Below are 21,835 nucleotides of genomic sequence, written 5' to 3'. Positions count from 1 at the left end.
CGCTACTATGTTTTGGCGCGTATGGAGAAGTTCTGTGAAAATCAGGCTGGATACGTTGCGCTAGAGGCATTAGAGGAGATGTCCATAGCGGGAACAATGCCCGTCTTGGGCGAAATCCATAACTTGGGCGTAATAGTGTGAACATTAGCCAGCTTCGCGTCTTTCTGGTTGTTGCCGAGCATTTGAACTTGTCGCATGCCGCGGACACCCTGGGCATCACGCAGCCAGCCTTGTCGCGCCTTATGGCACGGCTGCAAAGCGACCTCGACGTCCAGCTCTACGTGCGGAAAGGGCGCGGGATCGCGCTCACCGAGGCAGGCAGCGTGCTGCGCCGGCGCGCCCAGGACGTCGTCGAGCGTCTGGACGAAACCGTCGCCCTCGTCTCCGACATGCGCGTCGGCGTCACCGGGCATGTAAGGCTGGGTGTCGGTCCGGCCTTTCTGAGCATCGTCGCCGATGCGATCGGGGCATTGGAGGTTTCGCCGCCACACGTCCGCTACACGATCCGCGAAGGCACGACCCAGGAGCTGTTCGAATGGGTCAAGATCCGGGAGATCGACTTCGCGCTGCTCGGATGGATCCAGCCGGAGGCCGATGAGATCGGCTTTGACGCCGCCCTGAACTGGAAGCGGCTGCTGGTCGATGACCTCGTGATCGTCACGCGGGAACATCATCCGCTACAGCAAGCCAAGCCAAGGGCGCTCAGCGATCTTGCCGCCTACCACTGGATCCTCCCCCGAACCAGCACCAAGCTGGATCGGGAACTGCAGCGCCGGTTTCGGAATGCCGGCCTACCGCCGCCTTCGGCGAGCGTTCTGACGAGTTCTCTATTTGCAACCTTGGCAATTCTGCGCCGCACCAATCATTTGGCGCTGATGACAAGAAGTTCGCTGTCCGAGCAGGACATGCCAGGCATTCGCGCGCTCGATCAACCGTGGATGGAACTCAGGCGCGAAGCGTTTCTCATAACACTGCGGGGCATGCAACTTCCGGCTCCGGTGGTCGCACTCATCGACAAGATCCGACGTTTGCTCTGACCCCGCCCCCGCCCGGTAAACCCGATATCGTCCAGACGGGGTCAGGACAAGAGCCGTTCGAAATCGAGCGACAGGGCCGAACTGAGCATGAACAATGCAGCCGGTCGGATTTGCGGCATTCGACCTGTGGATTGCCATCGACATGCGCCCGTTCTGATTTCTCTGTCTGCCCGACGCGACAATGCACCGCACGGATTGGGCTGAGACTAGGAGTATGAGCTGGATGCACAAGCATGGCAGGCACTATCTGCGGGAGAGAAAACAAAGGGGCCGCGCCTTTCCTGCTGAGACGACATTAGCAACTTGCCGTCGCGGCAGGATTGCGCTGGACAATCGAAGAATGCTTCCTGCGTGCGAAGGATGATCTGGGTCTCGACCATTGCGAGCCTCGCTCCTGGCATGGGTGGCATCGCCATATGAGCCCGGTGATGGCTGCAGCAGCATTCCTTGTGAAGGTCGACGCTCAGCGACGCTGCCACGCGTTTGGGAAATGGAACGAAACGAGTCCAAACGACCAACTGGACGCAGCCGCGTAATCATTAGGCTAAGGCCAGTCCATACAAGCACAGAAATACTGCATCTGATGGCGATGGCTGCATCACGATCCTACCCAGCTTCACTTATCTCGCGGTGGTCTCGATGGCGAAGGCAGCACCAGTTGCAAGCGGTGATCGCCCATCCATGCGGGTTTCAACTATACCAAATGCAACTGCCATATTAAGATCTTTTCGTATCCTGCCGCAGGAAACCCCGGCAGGAGATGATGTGCGTTCGTATCGATCGTCATCGTCTTTCATGCAAAGGCAAAGCCGATCATTTCAGCGATTCATCCGGGCCACGACGGAACGCGACGGCCTGTTTGTTCCGGTCATGGATGACCGAGCGCAGGATATTGTTGCTGAAACCTTCCCGCACGATACTACGCGCCATGATCGGGATCAGGTTACGGCGAGCCTTGCTGAACGTCTTTCCAAGATCGTCGAATGTCGCGCCCTGATGACCAATGCCCGGGCACAGGATCAGGTTCCGGTCCAGGGCCTCGATCAGGCCTTCAAGTTGTTGAAGCTCGCGGGTGGCGCCGAGCACTGCGCCGATCACCTTTTGCTGCCGGCGCTCGTTGTATGCGTTAATCTCTTCCACCAGATATGCCGCCACACTCTGGTCCCGGTCCCTCAGGATCGCTGTCTGGATTGGCTGGCCTTCGCTGTTTGAGGACATAACAACCACGAAGACGCCTTTGCCGTGTTCTGCCGCCCTATCGAAAATGGGATTGAGTGCACCGAAGCCCAGATAGGCCGTCACGGTGATCGCGTCGGCATTGTAGTAGCTCGACGTGCCGAGATAGGCTTCGGCATAACCGGCGGAGCTTGTATCAATATCGCCGCGCTTGGCATCGACAATGACCAGATACCCGCGATCATGCGCCATATCGATGAGCCGTTTCAGTTCGATCAGACCGTCCGGACCAAAGCGCTCGAAATAGCTGACCTGAGGCTTCACGACCGAAACCAGGCCTTGGGTGGAGTCCAGCAGGCGTTCGTAAAACACCCGCAATCCCGCCTTGTCGTTCGGCAACCCGGCCGCGGTCAGAAGGCCGGGCGCAGGATCGATGCCGAGACAAAACGGTGATATGTCGTCGCCGATACGTTGAAATGCTGCTTCAAAGCTCACGCAGATATCCCTTCTGTTTGTTGCGACGCGTCTGGCGCCTGATGTTGGCTAAACTGTAGAGTTTGGCCCTCTTTGCAGTCTTTCGTAGAGATCAACTCCCGGATTTGGGCCGCGACAATGCCGGCGTCGGGGACGCTTGCAACGTCAACCTCGCCGCGGGGAACGCGCCAGAAACGCGGCGCCCGTTTCTTCGCTCAGCTTCGCGACCTTTTTCCCTCAAACTTCTCCGGCCGCGCGACAGGGCGTTGGCTGCGAGAAATCAGGCAAACCGCAGCAGCGATCTGGCAAAGCGACAGGATCCTGATCGGCGCGCCGCCTTCGATCGCTGTCAAAGCAAAGCTGCATGGCAGGATCAGTATATCAAGTTCTCCGCGATACAGGGCATCAAGGGCTGCGGGCGATCCCGTGCCTTCGCGGAGGATAACTTCCAGCTTTTCGCGAGAATAAAAGCCGGTCCATTTGGCGAAATGGAAAAATGCGTTCTCCGCTTTTGTCTTCCAGCCGAAGCCCACGCGTAACGTCTCTCCGGCAGGAGGACGACAGGGTCGGCGTTCTCCGGAACGTCGAAAAACCGTTCGATGCAAACTCTCTTTTCCATCGGTTAAACTCCATCGACGTCTCCCGGATCCTGACGGCTTCCCTGTTGGAACGCTATATCAGATACATAATTTGCGATAAATATAAATTATGATACGAAGTACACTTAAATGGGCGCTCGTTTTGGTTGCAAATAATCATTGGTCAATGCATGCCGCATGCAGCATTAGATCGTGGGCCAAGCACCGAATATTGCCCCGCTGGCCTTGCTCTCCCAAGAGATCTTCCGGGCGTCTGGAGTCCGCTGGGGAGTTGTCTGCCTCGATCATTCAGTGCGAGCCACATTTGCGATTGGGCATAAATATGGAATCATATTATTTGTGAGACATACGCGTTGCCAGTCTGTTCAGGATCGCTATATCGCGGCGACAGCGCCAGACTTCAAACCCACTCCTGCACCACGGTCGATGATGAAGAATTCGAACTCAACTGCCGAGACGATCCAGGTTCGTGACATAGGCGCCCGACTCCATGCCTATCGCGTCGGGCGCGGCCTGTCGCCCGAGGACCTCGCTTCCCAGTTGGGAATCTCGCGCGCCGCCCTCTACCGGGCTGAAAAGGGCGAAATTTTCAAAATCGATACGCTGACCAAAATCACCAGCGTCCTCGGCGTATCTCTCCCGAGCTTGCTGGGCATCGGAATGGAATATGTCGATACCGCAGTCGCGTTTTTCGAACGGATGCGGCAACTCGAAGAAGAAAGTGAGCAGATCATCGGGTTTTTCGGCCCGATTTCATATCTGCTGACGTCACCCGCATATGACGAGATGCTGGAGGAGGTTCTCCGGGATTCCGATACCGACGACAAGGCAACAAGGGACGCCATCGAGAGATTGCTTGAAATCCTCAAACAGCGGAAGGCGGCTTTTCAACGGCGACGTCCACTGCTGGTCAATCTTATTGCGTCTTCGGACCTTGAGCGTTTTCTCTTGCACGGCCTGATCGGCCGCCACGACCTGCCGGACGAAATCCAGATAAGACGCCGCGTCCTGGCCAAGCAGGAAACCCTGCATATCCTCAAGCTGCTACGCGCGCAGCCGATCGGTGTGCAGATATGCATCATCCCGCAGACGGTACCTTCGACAACCTTCCAGATTTTCCGCCAATCGACCCGATCCGTGCTGGCCATCAGCCCGTTTCGTTTGGGCGAGCAGCCGAATGTCCGTGTCGGCGTAGGCTTTATAACGTCTTCCGCCGAGGCAATCTCCCTGCACGAGAACATTGCCAAAACGCTGTGGGAACAATCCCTTAAAGGGAACGATGCGGGCGACTATTTGGTCAAGCTGATCGAGAAATACGGCGTGGAGTGAATACGCACATCGCAGATGTGAAGTTTTTCCGCGTCGCGCCATCCGGCGGCTATATCAACGGCGTGCCGGTCGGCAACAGCAGCGATCATGGAAATGACGCCACTGCTTTGGAGGTTTCGGGGAGGGATTTTTTCCTTACAGGCCACCGCATTTGAGCAAATAGCCACAGCGGACGCGCCGCAACAGAAGGCCGCTCTCGTCTTTGCGAGCGATGTCGCCTGCGCTTTCCGCACGCCGGAGGATGAGTATTCCTGCGTGCATATGCTTGAAAAACTCCAGGGCCCGCCGGGCGTCCGGCGGTCTCGGTGAACCTATTGCCGCCGATTATTTTCCATCAGATCCAGTAGGAGGCTTGCTGCGTCATCTCCCTTTGCGGCTTTCTCCCACATCGACTGCGCTATATCCTCGTGCAGCCTGACGCCTTCGATGGACGTCGTGAAAGTACCCACGCCGACACGAACGTTGGGTTGCTCCCCCAGCCGGAAAGGGCTGATCGCCACAAAGGAACGATGGGATTGTCTGAAAATCTGGAAATTTGTTGCCGGCACCAGGCCGGTAACGATGCCGATCTGGACACCGATCGGCGGTTTTCGAATAAGACCCAGTATATGCTTACCTTCCGTGCGTGCCAGAAGGCGCCTATTTGCCCGCTCGTCATCGGTGAGATCATCACGGCCGATCAGACCGTTCGACAAAAATCGCTTGAGTTCCGGCACGGCGATCAGATTGACCAGCAACGGACGCCTGCGCTGATACTCCTCCCGGCGCTCACGCAGGATTTCCAGAAGCTTGCTTATTGCAGATTTGGTCGTCTCGTCGGCGTTGCGGGTATCGTTCAGCGCCAAAGCCAGCATGTCATCGTAGTTTTCCGATGTCAGAAGATAGGATAGCGGCCCAAAAAATCCGATGATCTGATCGCTATTGCTCTCGATCTGCCGCATTCGTTCAAAGAAGGCCACAGCCGTATCCACATATTCGACGCCCACGCCGAGCAAGTTCGGAAGCGAAGTCTCCAGCAAACGGCTGATGCGGATAAGCGTCACAATTTTGAGAATGCCGCCCCGCTCGGCTCGATATAGGGCTGCGCGAGACATGCAGAGTTGCTTGGCCATGGCTTCGGGTGACAGGTTTCGCCCCAGCCGATAGGCATTCAGCCTCTGCCCGATGTCTCGAAGGGCGTCGGTTTCCACGATGCTCAATGTTTGTCTCCCAAGCTGGCGTTATTGCATATGGTATATAGACAGTGTCCAAATTTTGAGATACGCCTACATAAAGATCAAAATGGGGAACTTACAATGAGAAATTTCAAAGGATTTTTGACAGCCGTGGCCGCGTTTGCAGCCTTGGCGATGCCCGCCGCAGCACAGCAGCTTACAGCGGTCAAATTTTCACTCGATTGGACGCTTCAGGGAAATCATGCCATCTGGGGCCTGGCACTGAAGAACAAGGACTTCGAAACCAACGGCCTCAAGGTGACCATGGATCGCGGCTATGGTTCGGGCGACACGATCGTCAAGGTTGCGGCGGGCGCCTACGATATCGGCTTTACCGACATCAACTCCCTTATCAAGTTTAATGCCGAAAACCCGGATCGCGGCCTCATTGCGTTCTATCAGGTATTCGACAAGACACCCAACTCGATCATCGCATTGGCAAAATCCGGCATAAAGACGCCGGCGGACCTTTCCGGTAAGAAACTTGGCGCTCCCGAGGCGGACTCCAGCCGCCTGATGTTCGGTGCCTTTGCAAAAGCCAACAAGATTGATCCAGCTTCGATCGCTTGGACCTCAATGGCACCGAACCTTCGCGAAACAATGCTCGTACAGGGCCAGGTCGACGCGATTTCGGGCTTCTCTTCGACATCGGTGTTCAACCTCATTTCCGCCGGCGTCCCGGAGAAGGACATCGTCGTTCTCGGTTATGCGGACAACGGGCTCGATCTTTACGGGAGCGCCCTGGTTGCAAGGCCGGATTACATCGCCAAGCACCCGGATGTCATCAAGGCTTTCGTCAAAGCTTCGATCGCCGGCACAGTCGCGCTGCTGAAGGATCCTGCGGCAGGCATGCAGGCAATGAAGGAGATCGAACCGCTTTACGATGTGAAACTGGAGAATGCGCGCCTCAAATTCCTGATGGACAAAGGCGTTCTGAAGTCGCCAGCCCTCGAGCGGAATGGCCTGGGTTATGTCGATCCCGCCCGTATGGCGCTGACAATCCAGACCAATGCCGATGCGTTCAAAGTGACCGCACCGGCAGCCAACAAGATCTATACGACGGAATACCTTCCTGCCGCCAGCGAGCGGATGCCTCCGAAGTGAATGGCAATCAGCATTCCTATCGATAGCCACGGAAGTTCGGATGAAAAATCTAGTTGAGTTGATTGACGTCAGCCTGTCCTATGGCAAAACGCTGGCGGTTTCGGAATTGGCAATGAAGGTTCCGGAAGGTTCCTTTGCTGCTGTCGTTGGTCCTTCAGGCTGCGGAAAGTCGTCTTTGATGAAGCTTGTGACGGGCTTGACGCCCGCCACAAGCGGCGCGGTCGTCGTGGATGGTCACGAGATCTCGGCCCCCGTAGCCATCGTCGGAATGGCTTTTCAGAACCCGAATCTCCTCCCTTGGCGCACGACGCTCGAAAATGTCATGCTGCCGCTCGAAGTCGTCCGGCCGGAGCGCCATCAGTTCCGGGCCAGAAAGCAGGAGTTCAGGGACCGCGCCATGAACCTGCTGCGAATAGTCGGGCTTGAAGCTTTCGCCGACCATTATCCGTGGCAGTTGTCGGGCGGCATGCAACAGCGCGCGTCGCTATGCCGTTCGCTTATTCACCAGCCTCGCCTGCTGATGCTCGATGAGCCCTTTGGTGCCCTGGACGCATTCACGCGCGAGGAACTTTGGGACGTTCTGCAGGCAATCTGGATGCAGCAGCGTTTCACCGCGATTCTCGTGACCCATGACCTCAGAGAGGCACTTTATCTCGCTGACGACGTGCATGTCATGTCCAACAGACCCGGTCGCGTAGTCCGGACAGTCGGCACCGCCGAATTCAACCGACCTCGTGGGGAAAAAACTTTCCTTGAGCCCGCCTTCAACGAAAGCGTCATGGACCTGCGCGCCGACATCCGCTCCCAACGCATGCCGATCGACGTCAAATCCTCGACGCCAGGAGAAAAGACATGAACAAGACCCTGGAACGTGGCGGGCCGATATTCCTGTCCATTTCCCTGCTGCTGGTTTGGGAACTGGCCTGCAAGGCTTTCGAGATTCCGCCCTTCGTCCTGCCGTCGCCGTCGCTTGTCGTCGAGGCGTTGAGCGAAAACATCTATATCATATGGTTTCATTCCAGCCAGACTCTGCTGACGACCGTCATAGGCTTTGCATTTGCCGTTATATTCGGCGCGCTTCTCGGCATTGCGGTCGGGTCTTCACGGCTTGCCTATACAAGCCTCTACCCCCTGCTGGTTGGCTTTAACTCGCTTCCTAAAGTGGCAATTGTCCCAATCCTCGTCGTGTGGTTCGGCATAGGATCCATCCCGGCGATCATAACGGCTTTCATGCTGAGTTTCTTTCCGATCGCGGTCAACGTCGCAACCGGTCTCGCTACGGTCGAACCAGATCTGAGGGATGTTTTGCGATCTCTTGGAGCCAGCCAACTGGATATTGTCCGCAAAGTTGGGATTCCACGTTCGATGCCGTATCTCTTCGCTTCATTGAAGATCTCGATAACGCTCGCCTTTGTAGGATCGGTCATCTCCGAGACGCTGGCGTCGAACCGTGGCATCGGTACGCTCATGACCCAGGCATCGGCCAATTTCCGTATTCCGCTGGTATTTGCCGGCCTTGCGGTCATCGCCCTGATGGGTGTCGTGATGTATGTGATCTTTGCTTTGATAGAGAAACGCATGACAGGTTGGGCGACGCGTGGCGCAACATTTGGGATAGGTGGCTGATCGTTATCCAATCCTGTCACCAGGTTCGATCGCGAAACCCTATTGGCGCAAGGGCATATCAGTCCTTGCCGCTTCGAAAGTGAACTCCCAGGATGGAGAAATTGCGAACAAATGGACATCTGCCTGTAGATTTTACGCAGTAGTGATTCGATCACTCTCGGCCATTTCGTCACCGGCAGTTCAGATGCAAAGCAACCAACTGCGCCACAGCCGTAAATGGGATAATGCCCAGTGTTTGTGGCGTAACCTCGGGTCCTGTTACAAGGACTGGCACACGTTCGCGCGTGTGATCCGTTCCAAACCAGGTCGGGTCGTTGCCGTGGTCGGCGGTAATGATCAGGAGATCACCCTGGCGTAGTCCGGCGATCAATTCCGGCAGACGGGCATCGAATGTTTCGAGCGCCCGCGCATAGCCGGTCACGTTGCGACGATGGCCCCATAAGCTGTCGAATTCGATGAAATTGGCGAAAACGAGATCGCCGGGCTCGGCTTTCCCTGTCCAAGCAAGCACGTGGTCGAACAACGCCATGTCGTCACTTCCCTTTGAAACATCCGATATGCCTTTCATTGCAAATATATCGCCGATCTTGCCAACCGCGTGCACGCTGCCGCCGGCCGCAATCACCCTGTCGCAGATCGTCCCGTCCGGCGGTGCGATTGCGAAATCCTTTCGGTTGGCGGTCCGCATGAATGCGCCGTGCATGTCGCCAACAAAAGGCCTCGCAATGATACGGCCGACATTGAGCGGATGAAACAGATCAGCGGCGATCCGGCAGAGTTCGAGTAGCCTATCAAGCCCGAAATGGGTCTCGTGCGCGGCGATCTGTACGACGCTGTCGGCCGAAGTGTAGACGATCGGCTTGCCCGTCGTAATGTGCTCCCGCCCGAAGGCATCGATGACCTCGGTGCCCGATGCGTGGCAGTTGGCAAGCGTCCCGGGTATTCCGGATCGGGACACCAACTCCGCCATCAATTCCGCAGGGAAAGCCGGAACCGTTCGCGGAAAATAGTGCCAGTCCTGCGCGACCGGCAAGCCGGCGATTTCCCAATGCCCGGATTGGGTGTCCTTTCCGGCGGAGATCTCCTGCGCCACACCCCAGCGACCGGTCGGGATCAAGCCGAGACCCGGTGCTACCCTGCCGGACGCCAGGGTGATCGCGGCGCCCAGCCCCATGGCGTCGAGATTGGGAACCCGAAGCGGCCCGCTTCTGCCTTCTTCCGCAAGGCCTGCTGCACAGGCCTCGGCTATGTGAAGCAGCGTGTTGGCGCCCTCGTCGCCGTAGCGCTCCGCATCGGGCGCGCCGCCGCAGCCAACGGAATCGAGAACGCAGAGGAAAACACGCGCCATAGCCCGTCGCTCATGAAAGCTGGAAACGGCCGAGCGAACGCCGGCGGATCAGTTCGATAATTTCGTAGAAGGCCCAGCCGATCAGAGACAGCAGCATAACCATGCCGATGACGACGGAAGTGTCGCTGTTTTCCTGCCCGGAAGATAGCAGATAGCCGAGCCCTTCATTGGCGCCGATCAATTCGCCGATGACGGCGGCCGTCATCGCCAGCGTCGTCGCGACCGCCATGCCGGCAAGCACGGAGGGAAGAGCGGAGGGCAATTCGACATGCCGGAACCGCTGCCAGGGGCTGAGCTTCAGCACCGCGGCGAGATCGCGGAAACTTCCCTCTCCGTAACGCAGGCCGGTGACCATGCCCTGCATGACAGGGAAGAAGGTGACGATCGCAATCAGCACGATCTTCGGCGCCGGGCCGATGCCCAGCCAGAGAAGAAGCAGCGGCGCGATCGCGATCTTCGGAGCGGTCTGCAGGAGCAGCACGAGCGGCGTGGCAAAACGTTCGACGCGGGGAAAGCGTGCGAAAACGACACCGGCCAGGATGCCGGCGGCGGTCCCGGACACGAAGCCCGCGATGATCTCCGAAAGCGTCACCCAGATATGCCGAATGAGCTTGGCGTTCTCGAACAGGAACGCGACGCGATGAAACACTTCCAAAGGTCCCGGCAAGAGAAATGCCGGGACCCTGAAGATGAAGACGATCGCCGTCCACAGGACAAGGGTCACAACAAGACCCGCTATGCCACGCAGGAGCATTCCTATTTGCCGATCATCGACGGATCGACGACGAAGTCCGTCGCTTTCGGCGCGCTGTCGATCACCTTGTACTGCGCCAGGATATCGGCATTCTTCTGCCAGCCGCTCATATTGGCTGCGCCGAGGCCTTTTTCCTTGGTCAGCGGACTCTGCCAGACGGACGGGACAAAGGTCTGTTCGAAGGCGGTTGTCAGGATACCCTTCTGGTCCTTCGGCCATGTCGGCGTATATTTGGTGAGCGCGATGTCGAGTGCCTCCGGAATGTGACCGTCGATGACCCACTGATAGGACTGGGTGACGGCGGTCGTGAAGCGTTTAACCACGTCGGCATTCTGGGCGAGCTTCTTGTTGCTGGTCACGACGACATTGCCGAACGAAGGCAGAAAGTCGTTCGACAGGATCATAGTGACTTTGGTGCCATCGGCTTCGAGATTGTATTTGCGCAGTTCCGAAAACACGATCGCATCGACCTGCCCTGCCTGCAGCGACTGGACGATAGCGCCGGTGGCGACAACTTCGACGGAAACGTCTTCGAGCGTCAGTCCCGCCTGTTTCAGGCCAACCTGAAGCTGCAGGTAGTTCGGACTGGCGAGGCTGGTTACGCCGATTTTCTTGCCCTTCAGATCCTTATAGGACTTGATTCCGCTGGCTTCCTTGGCAAGCAGCGCGCCAATGCCGCGCTGGTAGGTTGTATGCACGACCTTGACCGGCAGGCCGTTGGCGGCTGCGGCGACAACGGCGTCACCGTTCGGGAAACCGAAGTCGACATTGCCCGCGGCAATGTTGGTCAGGATATCGGCGGCGGCCGCATAGATGAATTCCACCTCGACGCCGTTCTTCTCGAAGATACCTTTCTCGACACCGGCATAAAGCGGCGCGTAGAAAGGCGCTGCGGCGCCATCGATCTGCAGCACGACCTTGTCCGCGGCTTCGGCAGACATGGTGAAGAGCGGCAGGGCGATAAGGGCACCAAGGCTTGCCGCGGTCGTCACACGAAACTGGATCATTGTTGTTATCTCCTGTGTTCCCATTCTGTGGAGGAAAATGCCCTTCCTGCAATGCGCAGTAGGTTTCGCTGGGTTGCCTCGTAGTCGTCGAGCCAATCGTCGGTGGCGCGATTTCCATGGACACCAAGTAGGCAGCCGGTTTCGAGGCCGATGGCCCCACCGACGGTCATTGTGATCTCGCTTTCCATCTCGACACCGATCGCGCCTTCAGCCTGGAAGCCGTCGATGAAATTCCCGGATAGGGCCGTGCCGTCATCGACGGGACGGTAACGGCGGTCCTGGCCAAAATAATAGCTGTCCGTGGAGGCGACCATGCCCGGGCGGCAGGTCAGCCCGAGCTCCGACGCCGCATCAACGAGGCCTGCGACGATACGAGGCGACGCCTTGGCCTCTCCGCCGGCCGCACGGTAGGTACGGGCCGTGCCGGTATTGCCGATGGCGCGGTCCACCGCAACGAACGAGCCGGTCGCATATTTGGCCACCAGGGACGACATTCCGCCAATACGCACCACGCGCTTGGCACCAAGCATCGCGAGTTCGACCAGTGCAATTTCGGTGGACGGTCCGCCTATGCCAGTCGAGCAGATTGTCAGCCGTTGGCCTTCATAGCTGCCGGTGATGACTGCGAACTCCCTTTTGCGGCCAAAGTCGGTCACGTCATCCAGCATATCGGCAAGCAGCCGCACGCGGTCGGGATCGCCCGGTGTCAGCACGTTTTCGGCGATGTCGCCGGGGCCGCAGGGCAGATGCGGCGGGCGGCCGTTCTTCCACGGAAAGGCGGCGCTCGTCATCCTTGCGCGCCTTTCCATGAAAGCAGCCGGTTTTCCAGCACGGTCAGTGCGACATGCATCAGCAATCCGAGCACGACTGTCAGCAATACGGCAGCAAATAGCAGCGGCGTCTTGTAGGTGGCGCCCGCATAGGTCATCAGGTAGCCTAAGCCGAACTTTCCCGACATCCATTCCGCGAGGACGGCGCCGACCAGTGCCTGGACCGCGCCGATCTTCAATCCGACGAAGATCTCCGGCATGGCCGATGGCAGCTCGATCTGGCGGAACCTTTGAATATTGCTAAGGCCGAGCAGACCGGCGAGATCCTTCATCTTCGGGTCGAGCGCCCGGAAGCCGGCGGCAGCGCCGATGAAAACCGGGAAGAACACCAACGAAAAGATCAGAATGATCTTGGATAGGATGCCGAAGCCGAACCACACGATGAACAGCGGCGCAAGCGCGATTTTGGGCGCCGTCTGGAGGATGACCAGCGGGCCGTCGAGCCAGATCGCCAGCTTGGGAAAACGGGTCATCAGGAAGGCCAGCGCAATACCTGCGACGCAGCCGAGTGCGAGGCCGAGGACAATATTCTGCAATGTGAAGCCGAGATGCAGCCAGAGTTCGCCGGTGACTGTGATGCCGACCAGCGCATTCCAGGTGCGCTGTGGCGACGGCAGCAGATAGGTTGGCATCGCCATGGGTCCAGTTGCAAACCACCAGACCGCCAGCAGCACTGCAAGTGCCAGCGCGTAATCAAACCACGCGGTGAGGCGCCTTGCCATCAATGCGTCTCCCCGACTGGCCGATCGGACGTCCGGAGATCGCGGCGAAGCTGGGCGACGAGCGCGTGATAGGCTGGATCGAGCTTGGTGTCTTCGCCACGCGGGCGAGCAAGATCGACGTCGTGGACGCATTTCAGTTTGCCGGGGCGTGCAGTCATCACCATCACCCGGTCCGCCAGATAGGCGGCCTCGTCGACGCTGTGGGTGACGAGCAGGATGGTCTTGCCGGTCGATTGCCAAATGCGCAGCAATTCATCGTTCAGCGTGTCGCGGGTCAGGAGATCGACGGCCGAGAAGGGCTCGTCCATCAGCAGGATCGGCGGATCGTCGGAGAGCGAACGGGCAATCGCCGCGCGCTGGCGCATGCCCCCGGAAAGCTGGCGGGGTAGCGCCTTCTCGAACCCGGTAAGGCCGACCATCTTGATGAGGTCGATGGCCGTCTTGTCGGCTTCCGCGCGGCTGACGCCTGCGGTATCGAGCGGGAAACGAACGTTTTCGAGAATCGTCTTCCACGGTAGCAGGACCGGCTCCTGGAAAACGAAGCCGACCGGTCGCCTGCGGCCAGCCGTATCAAGCGTGATCTTGCCACCAGTCACCTGATCGAGGCCGGAGATCAGGCGTAGCAGCGTGGATTTTCCACAGCCGGAGGGTCCGACGATCGAGATGAACTCGCCTGCCTTGATGGCAATGCTGACGGGCTCCAGTGCCGTTACCGTCCCATGATCCGCAACGAATGTCTTATGAACACCCGCGATATCAATTATCCGCTCCGACTGCGCCACCCAAAACTCCATATCTCAGACACCGGAAAACAATACGCGCTTGGAGAATCGGTGTCCTCTTCGGTCGTCGGCCTGCCCGGGAAAGAGCGCAAGCTTTCACAAAACCTTCATCGGCGCAACGTAAATATCAAAGATGAGATTTGTATCAAAAATCTCTCTGCACTTCATAATCTGAGTAGCCATTTACGCCGCAACCTGCGATGGGGATGGGCTTTTCGATGTAGAATGCGGCTGACGATGTAGCGTCGCGGCGGCGGCGTCATATTCCTGTTAAATCCGCGATTCAATATCTACAATATGGATAAGTCGAAATGTGTATACTTTTTTCCAAAAAGTCTCATTTTTGATAAAAGTCTTGACATTCGTACCGTTTCCGAAATAGGCTTTGTTTTTGAACGCCGGGAGCATCCTATGACGTCCGACCGCCCTTCTGCTTGACGCTGACCCAGCGACCGGCCGCGCGCGACATACGGACCTCTATCCAGCCGTCGCTGCCCCATCCCTCAACACAGACCCTTTGAGGCGGCAGGGCCCGCCCGGGGTCTTCAATTTCTCCTTTCCGGAAACCTTCATGTCAGCCAGCCTCTGCGTCGTTCCCGATTCCATTTCCGCCGGAGCCCCGCGGCCGCCTTCCATTCATGAGGTCGGAGCCCGAATTAAGAGTCATGAATGGGTGAACGGGGAGTACCGCCTGCTGGTGCTTGACGCGCCCGCATCCATACTCAATTGCGAGCCCGGCCAGTTTTTCCATCTGCTTTGCCCGCAGACAGATCGCTTCCAGCCCTATCTGCGCCGGCCGATGAGCATCTATTCTTTCGACGCGGCAAGGGGCACGCTTTCCTTTCTCTACAAGGTCGCCGGCGCAGGCACTGGCGCATTGGCCGAGTTGCAGCCGGGAGCCACCCTCAACATCGTCGGGCCGCTCGGCAAGGGTTTCGAAATCCGGCCGGAATGGCAGAGACCGCTGCTTCTCGCCCGCGGCGTCGGGCTTGCAACGCTTGCACCGCTTGCCCGAGAATGTGCCCGGCTCGACCGGCCGCTGACGGCGGTCTGCAGTGCCCGCTCGCCGGACCTGCTGATGTCGGCCGATCTTTTCCGCTCGTATGGCGCCGAGGTGATCACCGTCACGGACACAGAGGGCAATTCCGGTATTGAAGGCCTGACGACGCTGATCGAACGCCTGATCCGCAGCCGCGGTATCGATGCCTTCTTCACCTGCGGTTCCGCCCGCCTGATGCGGATGCTGCAGGAAATGGGGGCACGCCATGGAATCGTAGGCCAGGTGGCGCTGGAACAGCAGATGGCCTGCGGCATCGGCATGTGCCAGGCCTGTGTGCGCCCCTTCCGCCGTGAAACCGGCGCAGTAAACTTGCGCGTCTGCCGGGAAGGCCCCGTCTTCGATCTGCAGGAGGTGCTGTGATGGCTGACCTCACCACCAAGATCGGCACACTGACGCTGAAGAATCCGATCATGCCGGCTTCCGGCACGTTTTCCGAGGAACTTGCCGAAGTCTTCCACCTCGACACTATCGGCGCACATGTCACGAAGACGATCACCCGCGGCAAGCGTGCCGGCAATCCGATGCCGCGAGTCTGCGAAGTGGGAGGTGCGATGCTGAACTCGATCGGCATCCCAAGCAAGGGTGCCGAGTGGTTCGTGAAGAATACCGTGCCTTTTTATGCGGACTACAATGCGCCGCTGGTGATCAGCATCTCCGCCAATACGGCCGACGAATTCGCCCGCTTTGCCGAAGAGGTCAGTGTGCCGGGCGTCGCGGCGATCGAGGTGAATATCTCCTGCCCAAACATTGAGGATGACGGCAAGGCATTTGCCATGCGGCCGGGGCCGACCGGTGACGTGATCCGGAAGATGCGTTCCGCCACGGACCTGCCGCTCTGGGCCAAGCTTTCGCCGAATACCGGCGAGGTGGTTGAAGTGGCCCAGGCCGCGGAAGTGGCCGGGGCGGACGCGCTCGTCACCGCCAACACCATGCTCGCCATGGCGATCGACAGCCGGACCGGTTGCGTCAGGCTCGGAAATATCATGGGCGGGCTTTCCGGTCCGGCGCTAAGGCCCATTACATTGCGCATGACCTACCAATGCGCCCGCGCGGTCTCCATTCCCGTCATCGGTTGCGGCGGCATCTCGACGATCGACGACGTGCTCGAATACCTGATCGCCGGCGCCCGCGCCGTACAGGTCGGCACCGCCACATTCATCAGCCCAACGACCATGCCGCGCCTCGTTCGCGAACTCGAACAGGCGCTTGTCGGACGCGGTCTGCCGTCGGTCGATGCGCTTGTCGGCACGGTCGAGGTTGCCGACGAGGCCATCACCCTTGCGGAGTATGCATGATGGATGCCGCCGTTCGCGAACGACCCGCGCGCTTCGACATCACTGAAACGGCGACCCGGCTGTTCTCCGAGATCGCCAGGCGTACGGCCGATGTGGAAGGCGTCAGCCGCCCTGCCTTTTCCGATATCGAGACGGCTACGCTGCAGTTCCTGATCGATTTTGCCCGTTCGGAAGGGCTTGCCGCCGAATGGGATGCCGGTCGCAATGCCGTTTTCGCACTGCCGGAACATGCGAATGCAGAGCGCTACATCCTCGTCGGCTCGCATGTCGACAGCGTGCCGCGCGGCGGCAATTTCGATGGACTGGCCGGCGTTCTCTCCGGGCTGTTCTGCCTCGTGCGCGCACGCCGTGAAGGCACAATCTTTCCCGAGTCGGTACAGGTGATCGCCATGCGCGGCGAGGAGAGCGCCTGGTTCGGCCCATGCTACATCGCCTCCAAGGCGCTGCTCGGCGTATTGTCCGAAACCGAACTTTCCGCCCTGCACAAGAAGGACGGCCGGACACTCGATGAGCACATGGAGGCGAGCGGAATCGATATGTCACCGGTCCGCGGCAGCAGGCCGCTGCTCGATCGCACGGCTGTAATGGCCTATCTCGAAGTGCATATCGAGCAGGGACCGGTGCTGATCGAGCGCAATCTTCCGGCAGCCGTCGTCTCCGGCATCCGCGGCAATTTCCGCTACAAGAAGATTTCCTGCTTCGGCGAGGCCGGGCATTCGGGAGCGGTTCCCCTCGCCTACCGGCACGATCCGGTGTTGGCGATGGCCGAGTTGCTGAACGTCCTTGATGTCGCCTGGCACGATTTCGTGGCGAAGGGCCGCGATCTCGTCGTGACCAGCGGCATGGTTTCGACTGACCAGCAGAAACATGCTCTTTCGCGGATCCCGGACAGCGTCGAATTCAGTCTCGACATCCGCAGCCAGGACCACGCCATGCTGGAGACCATGCGCGCGCTCGTCCTGAAACATGTCGCCCGCATTGAACAGGAGCGCGCGGTGCGCTTTGACCTTGGTAATGCGCTGTGGACGAGCCCGGCGCTCTGTGACACCTCGGTGATCGAGGGGCTTGCCCATGCTTTCGGGGCGATCGGCGCGCAGCCGGTGCTGATCCCCTCCGGCGGCGGGCATGATGCGGCCGTCTTTTCCGAAGCTGGCATCCCTTCCGGCATGATCTTCATCCGCAACCGCAACGGCTCGCATAACCCGCAGGAGGCAATGGAAATCAATGATTTCGCCATCGCCACCGCTATCCTCCATCAGTTCCTGACGAACCCGCCCCCACCCAGGAACCGTGCAGAAACGACAGGCCAGACGGCAAAGGAGCCCGGTCTCATGTTTACCGATATTACCGACATCATCCGGCAGAAAGGCAATGCTGTCCGGGCTTATAGCGCAGCGGCGTCAGCTGCACGGGAGGCTGCGGTTGCCGACCCAAGCCGAGCGGTTGGATTTTTCATGCTGGCCTTCGCTACGCAGAACTTTGCAGATCTTCATTACGGGGAAGCGTTGCATGCAGTCGTTTTTGACGATGAACTGGCACGGCTTCAGAAGCTCGCAGAAACACTGGAGGCCGCATTCAATAACGCCGACATTGAAGAATGGGTCAAGGCAATTTCAACCGTAGCGGCCAGCCTCAGCCGCGATCAGATTAGCCAAGGGCCCGGCTGAAATATATACTTTAATACCTCTCTCTTGGTAGAGCGACTGCACCGCGACGGCGCGCACGACGAGACATTGGTCACGGGCCTATACAAGGGACTTCAAGACGCAGGTGTGAAGCCGGGCAAGGACATTGCGATCATCGGCCGCCACAGCCCCCAGGCTCAGTTCCTCTCTCCGGCGCTGACGTGCTTTACCTTGTCTCTCCGTGATCTGGGGATCAGCCTGGCGGAGCATCTGCTGTCGGTCATACCGGCCTATCAGTCGCATTACGTCGAACAGACACGCCGCGTGATCTGGCCTATGACATTGATCGAGGGCACAAGCGGCTGAACGGCAGAGATGATCACGAAGATGGCGCCTCGATCGTGGTCCGCGAGGAGATTGGAAATGGGGAGCGCCGTTTGGCTGACGAGTTCGTAAAGGCCCCGCAAAACGCTTGACAACCGGACTGGCTGGGGCCAATTCTCTGCCATGGGGTTGCGATCACCCCACGAGGCCACGGCCGAAGAATCGCGTCCACAACCCGCTGTAACGGAGGACGCGTCATGCCGTCATTTCTGGAAATCACACCTGACAAACTTGCCCGCATCATTGGCACCCCGAACCTGCCAGCCATTATCGACGTCCGGATCGATGAGGACTTCGGTGGCGATCCTCGCCTGATTCCCGGCTCCGTCCGACGTGACTTCCGCCGCGTCGCCGAATGGGGACCTGAGGTCAATGGTCCTGCCATCGTCCTTTGTCAGAGAGGACAGAAGCTCGGCCATGGTGTCGCGGCATACCTGCGGACGATGGGAAAAGAAGCGGAGACTCTCGAGGGAGGCTTCGAAGCGTGGCGGGATGGGCATGGCATGCTAATCCCCGAAGGCAGGCTTCCCGCTCGTGACACTGCGGGACGTACCGTTTGGGTGACGAGATCCCGCCCAAAAATAGACCGCATCGCCTGTCCGTGGTTGATCCGTCGGTTCGTCGATCCTTCCGCAGTCTTTCTGTTCGTTCCGGCCGGCGAGGTCGCGCTGGTAGGTGATCGCTTCAACGCCACGCCTTTTGATATCGAGGACGTCTTCTGGAGCCATCGCGGGGAAATGTGCACCTTTGACGTCATGATCGACGAGTTCGGATTGAAAAGCGACGCTCTCGTACATCTCGCCACCATCGTGCGCGGCGCGGACACGGCCCGACCGGAACTGGCCCCTGAAGTGCCGGGGCTTCTGGCCATCTCGCTCGGACTGTCGCGGATGTTCAACGACGACCTTGAGCAACTCCAGGCGGGTCTATTGGTTTACGACGCGATGTATCGCTGGTGCCGCGACGCCACGGAGGAGACACATAACTGGCCAAATCCGAGGAAGGGGTGACGACCATGACTGATGCGGCAAAAAGCCTGATCGCCAGCCGGCCAGCCGCCGACGGCGATGTGGTGCCCCTTTCCGAAGCGATCAAAGTCTGGGCACGGGTCGCCGCACTTAGCTTCGGCGGCCCGGCCGGCCAGATCGCGGTCATGCACCGGATCCTCGTCGACGAAAAGCGCTGGGTCGGAGAGCATCGTTTTCTTCACGCCCTCAACTATTGCATGCTTCTGCCCGGCCCTGAGGCTCATCAACTCGCCATCTACATCGGCTGGCTGCTCAACAAAACGAAGGGCGGCATGATCGCCGGCCTTCTATTTGTTCTACCCGGTTTCATCTCGATTCTGGCGCTGAGCTACATATACGTGCTTTTCGGCGACGTGACCCTCATTGAAGGGATGTTCTTCGGCCTGAAATGCGCCGTTCTCGCGGTCGTCGTTCAGGCGGTCTTCCGGATCGGTAGCCGCGCCCTCAAGAACAAGGTGATGGTGGCAATTGCCGCCGTTGCGTTTGTCGCGATCTTCTTCCTTCATATGCCGTTTCCGCTGATCATCATAAGTGCAGGCGTCATCGGATACTTTGGCGGCCGTGCCGGGGTCGCTGCGTTCAGGGTCGGCGGCGGGCACAAAGCTGGCTCGGGCAAATTCCTGGAAGATCGGGACTCCCTTCTCGGCGAAGACATCCCCGTCCATGCGCAATCGAACTTGGCCTGGTCGCTGAAGACATCAGGCATACTTGCCGCGCTGTGGCTCCTTCCGGTCGCTGTTCTGCTGCTGACGCTCGGCAGCGATAACGTATTTTCGCAAATCGGTATATTTTTCAGTCATATGGCCGTCGTCACCTTCGGCGGCGCCTATGCCGTTCTCGCTTACGTCGCACAGGAGGCCGTCGAGCAGTTCGGCTGGCTCCGTCCAGGTGAAATGCTCGATGGACTAGGCATGGCGGAGACAACACCCGGACCACTGATCATGGTCACCCAATTTGTCGGGTTCCTCGCGGGCCATCGCGATCCCGGAACGATCAATCCACTGACCGCAGCCACCCTCGCCGCCATCCTGACGACCTGGGTTACGTTCCTTCCAAGCTTCCTCTGGATTTTCGCCGGAGCACCGTTCATCGAGAAGATGCGTGGCAATATCGCCCTGACGGGGGCAATGTCGGCAATTACCGCGGCCGTGGTTGGCGTGATCCTCAACCTTGCGGTCTGGTTCGGTCTCCACGTCCTGTTTGGCGAGGTTCGGCAGATATCGGCGGGTCTGTGGTCCATGGATATTCCTGTCCTGAATTCGGTTATTTGGCCGTCGCTCGTTCTGACGGCCATCGCCGCCATGTCTATCTTCCGCTTCGGCCTGTCGGTCATCACGACGCTTCTGGTCTCGGCAGCGCTAGGAATCGGCTGGAAATTGATAGCCCCGAGCTAACATGACCGAGACCCTTGATCGGAATCGCGCGTGGGCCATCCGGCGTTCCCGGCTGCATATCGGAGTGACTCTCGAAGCATTCCGTTGCCGCCACCTATGCAATCTTCACAAGCTTCCATGTCAGGCTTGAGAGTTTCTGGCTTCGTGGAAACGCTCATAGCGACGTGGAGAACGGAACGCCGCGCGTAGGAATAGGCATTTGCTCGCTTGACAGATTTTTGAATTAACTCATAGTGGAAATTGGTCAGACAATCTGACCGCCTGCGCATCAAGGGAGTGATGCGCTCGGAGGAATTCAATGTTCGTGGCTTTGGAGCCGCGCCGGCTTTATCGCCAGGTTGCGGAGCAGATTCGTGTGCTGATCGATACGGGCGAACTGAAGCCGGGTTCGAGGCTTCCGCCCGAACGAGAGCTTGCCGAGCGATTTTCCGTTTCCCGACCGACAGTCCGAGAGGCCTTGATCGTGCTTGAGGTCGAAGGCCGGATCCAGATCCGGATGGGGTCCGGCGTCTACATCAGCAGTGCCCCGCGACAACCCACTAGCGTCCTGCCGAACGACGAAGGAGGCGGCCCCCTGGAGATCCTTCAGGCGCGCTGCCTGATCGAAAGCGGCATTGCGGAAGAGGCTGCGCGTCTCGTGACGCCCGACGGCATCGCCCGTATCGATCTGCTGCTGGAGCGCATGGAGCAGTCGTTGAACGATGGGCCTGTCGCTCTTGCCTGCGACCGCGACTTTCACACGGCGATCGCCGACATCATCGGCAACTCCGCGCTGAAGCATTTTACGGGGTTGATCTACGATACGCGTATGTCGCCCTACTTCACCAAGCTCGCCAGCTACTTCGAAGGACCGCATACATGGAAGCTGGCACTTGAGGAGCACCGTGTCATTCGTGACGCCATTGCAGCGGGGGATCCTGCCGCGGCGCGCGAGGCCATGCGTCGTCACTTGACGCTGGCGCAAAAGAGATTCTCGGAAAGCTTCGAGGAGGAGCCGACCAGAGAACACTGACCGTCCGCCATTGCGGCCGGGTCGACCATACAGTT

22 protein-coding genes and 1 pseudogene are annotated in these 21,835 nt (G+C 58.9%); 14 read left to right on the top strand and 9 right to left on the bottom strand.

Annotation, left to right across the window (positions count from 1 at the left end):
- Positions 1-137: 137 nt before the first annotated feature.
- Positions 138-1,037: a LysR family transcriptional regulator gene (locus ACSQ8R_RS26170; protein ID WP_436256256.1), complete on the top strand. Its 900-nt coding sequence runs from the start codon at positions 138-140 to the stop codon at positions 1,035-1,037.
- A gap of 317 nt (positions 1,038-1,354) precedes the next feature.
- A pseudogene (locus tag ACSQ8R_RS26165) lies at positions 1,355-1,573 on the top strand (IS701 family transposase); the annotation flags it as partial.
- Positions 1,574-1,850: 277 nt separating this feature from the next.
- Here ACSQ8R_RS26165 and pyrF read toward each other — a convergent pair.
- Positions 1,851-2,708 carry an orotidine-5'-phosphate decarboxylase gene (gene pyrF / locus ACSQ8R_RS26160; protein WP_436256255.1) on the bottom strand — a complete coding sequence of 286 codons (858 nt, stop codon included), beginning with the start codon at positions 2,706-2,708 and terminating at the stop codon, positions 1,851-1,853.
- A gap of 194 nt (positions 2,709-2,902) precedes the next feature.
- Positions 2,903-3,220, bottom strand: a complete 318-nt coding sequence (locus ACSQ8R_RS26155) for an ABC transporter substrate-binding protein (RefSeq protein WP_436256254.1) — start codon at positions 3,218-3,220, stop codon at positions 2,903-2,905.
- A gap of 492 nt (positions 3,221-3,712) precedes the next feature.
- On the opposite strand from ACSQ8R_RS26155, the gene ACSQ8R_RS26150 reads away from it, so the two are divergent.
- Positions 3,713-4,615, top strand: coding sequence for a helix-turn-helix domain-containing protein (locus tag ACSQ8R_RS26150; RefSeq protein ID WP_436256253.1), 903 nt, complete (start codon positions 3,713-3,715; stop codon positions 4,613-4,615).
- Entirely contained in the window at positions 4,612-4,770 is a 159-nt protein-coding gene (locus ACSQ8R_RS26145) for a hypothetical protein (protein WP_436256252.1), read from the top strand. Before ACSQ8R_RS26150 ends, ACSQ8R_RS26145 begins: the two co-directional genes overlap by 4 nt.
- A gap of 156 nt (positions 4,771-4,926) precedes the next feature.
- Here ACSQ8R_RS26145 and ACSQ8R_RS26140 read toward each other — a convergent pair whose 3' ends face one another.
- Positions 4,927-5,805 (bottom strand): helix-turn-helix domain-containing protein, encoded by an 879-nt coding sequence (locus tag ACSQ8R_RS26140; RefSeq protein ID WP_436257285.1) that lies wholly within the window; start codon positions 5,803-5,805, stop codon positions 4,927-4,929.
- 12 nt (positions 5,806-5,817) lie between these two features.
- Here ACSQ8R_RS26140 and ACSQ8R_RS26135 point away from each other — a divergent pair, with 12 nt between their 5' ends.
- From ACSQ8R_RS26135 to ACSQ8R_RS26125, 3 genes are read left to right on the top strand one after another with little or no spacing between them, the layout of a single operon-like run.
- Positions 5,818-6,933 (top strand): ABC transporter substrate-binding protein, encoded by a 1,116-nt coding sequence (locus ACSQ8R_RS26135; RefSeq protein WP_436256251.1) that lies wholly within the window; start codon positions 5,818-5,820, stop codon positions 6,931-6,933.
- Between the two features lie 40 nt (positions 6,934-6,973).
- Entirely contained in the window at positions 6,974-7,789 is an 816-nt protein-coding gene (locus tag ACSQ8R_RS26130; protein ID WP_436256250.1) for an ABC transporter ATP-binding protein, read from the top strand.
- On the top strand, positions 7,786-8,559 hold the full coding sequence (locus ACSQ8R_RS26125) for an ABC transporter permease (protein WP_436256249.1): 774 nt from the start codon (positions 7,786-7,788) through the stop codon (positions 8,557-8,559). Before ACSQ8R_RS26130 ends, ACSQ8R_RS26125 begins: the two co-directional genes overlap by 4 nt.
- A 169-nt stretch (positions 8,560-8,728) precedes the next feature.
- Here ACSQ8R_RS26125 and ACSQ8R_RS26120 read toward each other — a convergent pair whose 3' ends face one another.
- Genes ACSQ8R_RS26120 through ACSQ8R_RS26095 form a run of 6 tightly spaced genes read right to left on the bottom strand, consistent with a single transcriptional unit; the run spans position 8,729 to position 14,002 of the window.
- Positions 8,729-9,907, bottom strand: coding sequence for a phosphopentomutase (locus ACSQ8R_RS26120; protein WP_436256248.1), 1,179 nt, complete (start codon positions 9,905-9,907; stop codon positions 8,729-8,731).
- 10 nt (positions 9,908-9,917) lie between these two features.
- Complete coding sequence (locus ACSQ8R_RS26115; protein WP_436256247.1) at positions 9,918-10,631, bottom strand: ABC transporter permease; 714 nt, start codon at positions 10,629-10,631, stop codon at positions 9,918-9,920.
- 32 nt (positions 10,632-10,663) lie between these two features.
- A complete protein-coding gene (locus tag ACSQ8R_RS26110) occupies positions 10,664-11,668 on the bottom strand; it encodes an ABC transporter substrate-binding protein (protein WP_436256246.1) in 1,005 nt (334 codons plus the stop codon).
- A gap of 5 nt (positions 11,669-11,673) precedes the next feature.
- Positions 11,674-12,459: a nucleoside phosphorylase gene (locus tag ACSQ8R_RS26105; RefSeq protein ID WP_436256245.1), complete on the bottom strand. Its 786-nt coding sequence runs from the start codon at positions 12,457-12,459 to the stop codon at positions 11,674-11,676.
- A complete protein-coding gene (locus tag ACSQ8R_RS26100; RefSeq protein ID WP_436256244.1) occupies positions 12,456-13,220 on the bottom strand; it encodes an ABC transporter permease in 765 nt (254 codons plus the stop codon). Before ACSQ8R_RS26100 ends, ACSQ8R_RS26105 begins: the two co-directional genes overlap by 4 nt.
- On the bottom strand, positions 13,220-14,002 hold the full coding sequence (locus tag ACSQ8R_RS26095) for an ABC transporter ATP-binding protein (RefSeq protein ID WP_436256243.1): 783 nt from the start codon (positions 14,000-14,002) through the stop codon (positions 13,220-13,222). Before ACSQ8R_RS26095 ends, ACSQ8R_RS26100 begins: the two co-directional genes overlap by 1 nt.
- 673 nt (positions 14,003-14,675) lie before the next feature.
- Between ACSQ8R_RS26095 and ACSQ8R_RS26090 the strand changes: the two genes are divergently transcribed.
- The 7 genes from ACSQ8R_RS26090 to ACSQ8R_RS26060 all read left to right on the top strand — a co-directional run bounded on the left by ACSQ8R_RS26090 (position 14,676) and on the right by ACSQ8R_RS26060 (position 21,800).
- Complete coding sequence (locus ACSQ8R_RS26090) at positions 14,676-15,422, top strand: dihydroorotate dehydrogenase electron transfer subunit (RefSeq protein ID WP_436256242.1); 747 nt, start codon at positions 14,676-14,678, stop codon at positions 15,420-15,422.
- Positions 15,422-16,357, top strand: a complete 936-nt coding sequence (locus tag ACSQ8R_RS26085; protein WP_436256241.1) for a dihydroorotate dehydrogenase — start codon at positions 15,422-15,424, stop codon at positions 16,355-16,357. The genes ACSQ8R_RS26090 and ACSQ8R_RS26085 overlap by 1 nt, the downstream gene beginning before the upstream one ends.
- On the top strand, positions 16,354-18,024 hold the full coding sequence (locus tag ACSQ8R_RS26080) for a hydantoinase/carbamoylase family amidase (protein WP_436256240.1): 1,671 nt from the start codon (positions 16,354-16,356) through the stop codon (positions 18,022-18,024). The genes ACSQ8R_RS26085 and ACSQ8R_RS26080 overlap by 4 nt, the downstream gene beginning before the upstream one ends.
- 66 nt (positions 18,025-18,090) lie before the next feature.
- Entirely contained in the window at positions 18,091-18,348 is a 258-nt protein-coding gene (locus ACSQ8R_RS26075) for a substrate-binding domain-containing protein (protein WP_436256239.1), read from the top strand.
- A 215-nt stretch (positions 18,349-18,563) separates the two neighbouring features.
- Positions 18,564-19,376 (top strand): chromate resistance protein ChrB domain-containing protein, encoded by an 813-nt coding sequence (locus ACSQ8R_RS26070; protein ID WP_436256238.1) that lies wholly within the window; start codon positions 18,564-18,566, stop codon positions 19,374-19,376.
- Positions 19,377-19,381: 5 nt separating this feature from the next.
- On the top strand, positions 19,382-20,788 hold the full coding sequence (gene chrA, locus ACSQ8R_RS26065) for a chromate efflux transporter (RefSeq protein ID WP_436256237.1): 1,407 nt from the start codon (positions 19,382-19,384) through the stop codon (positions 20,786-20,788).
- A 298-nt stretch (positions 20,789-21,086) separates the two neighbouring features.
- Positions 21,087-21,800 (top strand): FadR/GntR family transcriptional regulator, encoded by a 714-nt coding sequence (locus ACSQ8R_RS26060; RefSeq protein WP_436256236.1) that lies wholly within the window; start codon positions 21,087-21,089, stop codon positions 21,798-21,800.
- The last annotated feature ends 35 nt before the right edge of the window (positions 21,801-21,835 follow it).

Origin of the sequence: Neorhizobium sp. LjRoot104 (genome assembly GCF_964253725.1) — a bacterium.
Taxonomy (GTDB): Bacteria; Pseudomonadota; Alphaproteobacteria; order Rhizobiales; family Rhizobiaceae; genus Neorhizobium.
Note: the sequence above shows the minus strand (reverse complement) of the source record. Positions and strands in the feature narration are given on the sequence as shown.

What these genes read in the sequence shown, in the direction of transcription:
- ACSQ8R_RS26080 (WP_436256240.1), top strand. Translation starts at nt 16,354, where the DNA reads ATGATGGATGCCGCCGTTCGCGAACGACCCGCGCGCTTCGACATCACT.
- ACSQ8R_RS26125 (WP_436256249.1), top strand. Translation starts at nt 7,786, where the DNA reads ATGAACAAGACCCTGGAACGTGGCGGGCCGATATTCCTGTCCATTTCC.
- ACSQ8R_RS26085 (WP_436256241.1), top strand. Translation starts at nt 15,422, where the DNA reads ATGGCTGACCTCACCACCAAGATCGGCACACTGACGCTGAAGAATCCG.
- ACSQ8R_RS26150 (WP_436256253.1), top strand. Translation starts at nt 3,713, where the DNA reads ATGATGAAGAATTCGAACTCAACTGCCGAGACGATCCAGGTTCGTGAC.
- chrA (WP_436256237.1), top strand. Translation starts at nt 19,382, where the DNA reads ATGACTGATGCGGCAAAAAGCCTGATCGCCAGCCGGCCAGCCGCCGAC.
- ACSQ8R_RS26060 (WP_436256236.1), top strand. Translation starts at nt 21,087, where the DNA reads ATGTTCGTGGCTTTGGAGCCGCGCCGGCTTTATCGCCAGGTTGCGGAG.
- ACSQ8R_RS26120 (WP_436256248.1), bottom strand. Translation starts at nt 9,907, where the DNA reads ATGGCGCGTGTTTTCCTCTGCGTTCTCGATTCCGTTGGCTGCGGCGGC.
- ACSQ8R_RS26105 (WP_436256245.1), bottom strand. Translation starts at nt 12,459, where the DNA reads ATGACGAGCGCCGCCTTTCCGTGGAAGAACGGCCGCCCGCCGCATCTG.
- ACSQ8R_RS26100 (WP_436256244.1), bottom strand. Translation starts at nt 13,220, where the DNA reads ATGGCAAGGCGCCTCACCGCGTGGTTTGATTACGCGCTGGCACTTGCA.
- ACSQ8R_RS26130 (WP_436256250.1), top strand. Translation starts at nt 6,974, where the DNA reads ATGAAAAATCTAGTTGAGTTGATTGACGTCAGCCTGTCCTATGGCAAA.
- ACSQ8R_RS26070 (WP_436256238.1), top strand. Translation starts at nt 18,564, where the DNA reads ATGCCGTCATTTCTGGAAATCACACCTGACAAACTTGCCCGCATCATT.
- ACSQ8R_RS26110 (WP_436256246.1), bottom strand. Translation starts at nt 11,668, where the DNA reads ATGATCCAGTTTCGTGTGACGACCGCGGCAAGCCTTGGTGCCCTTATC.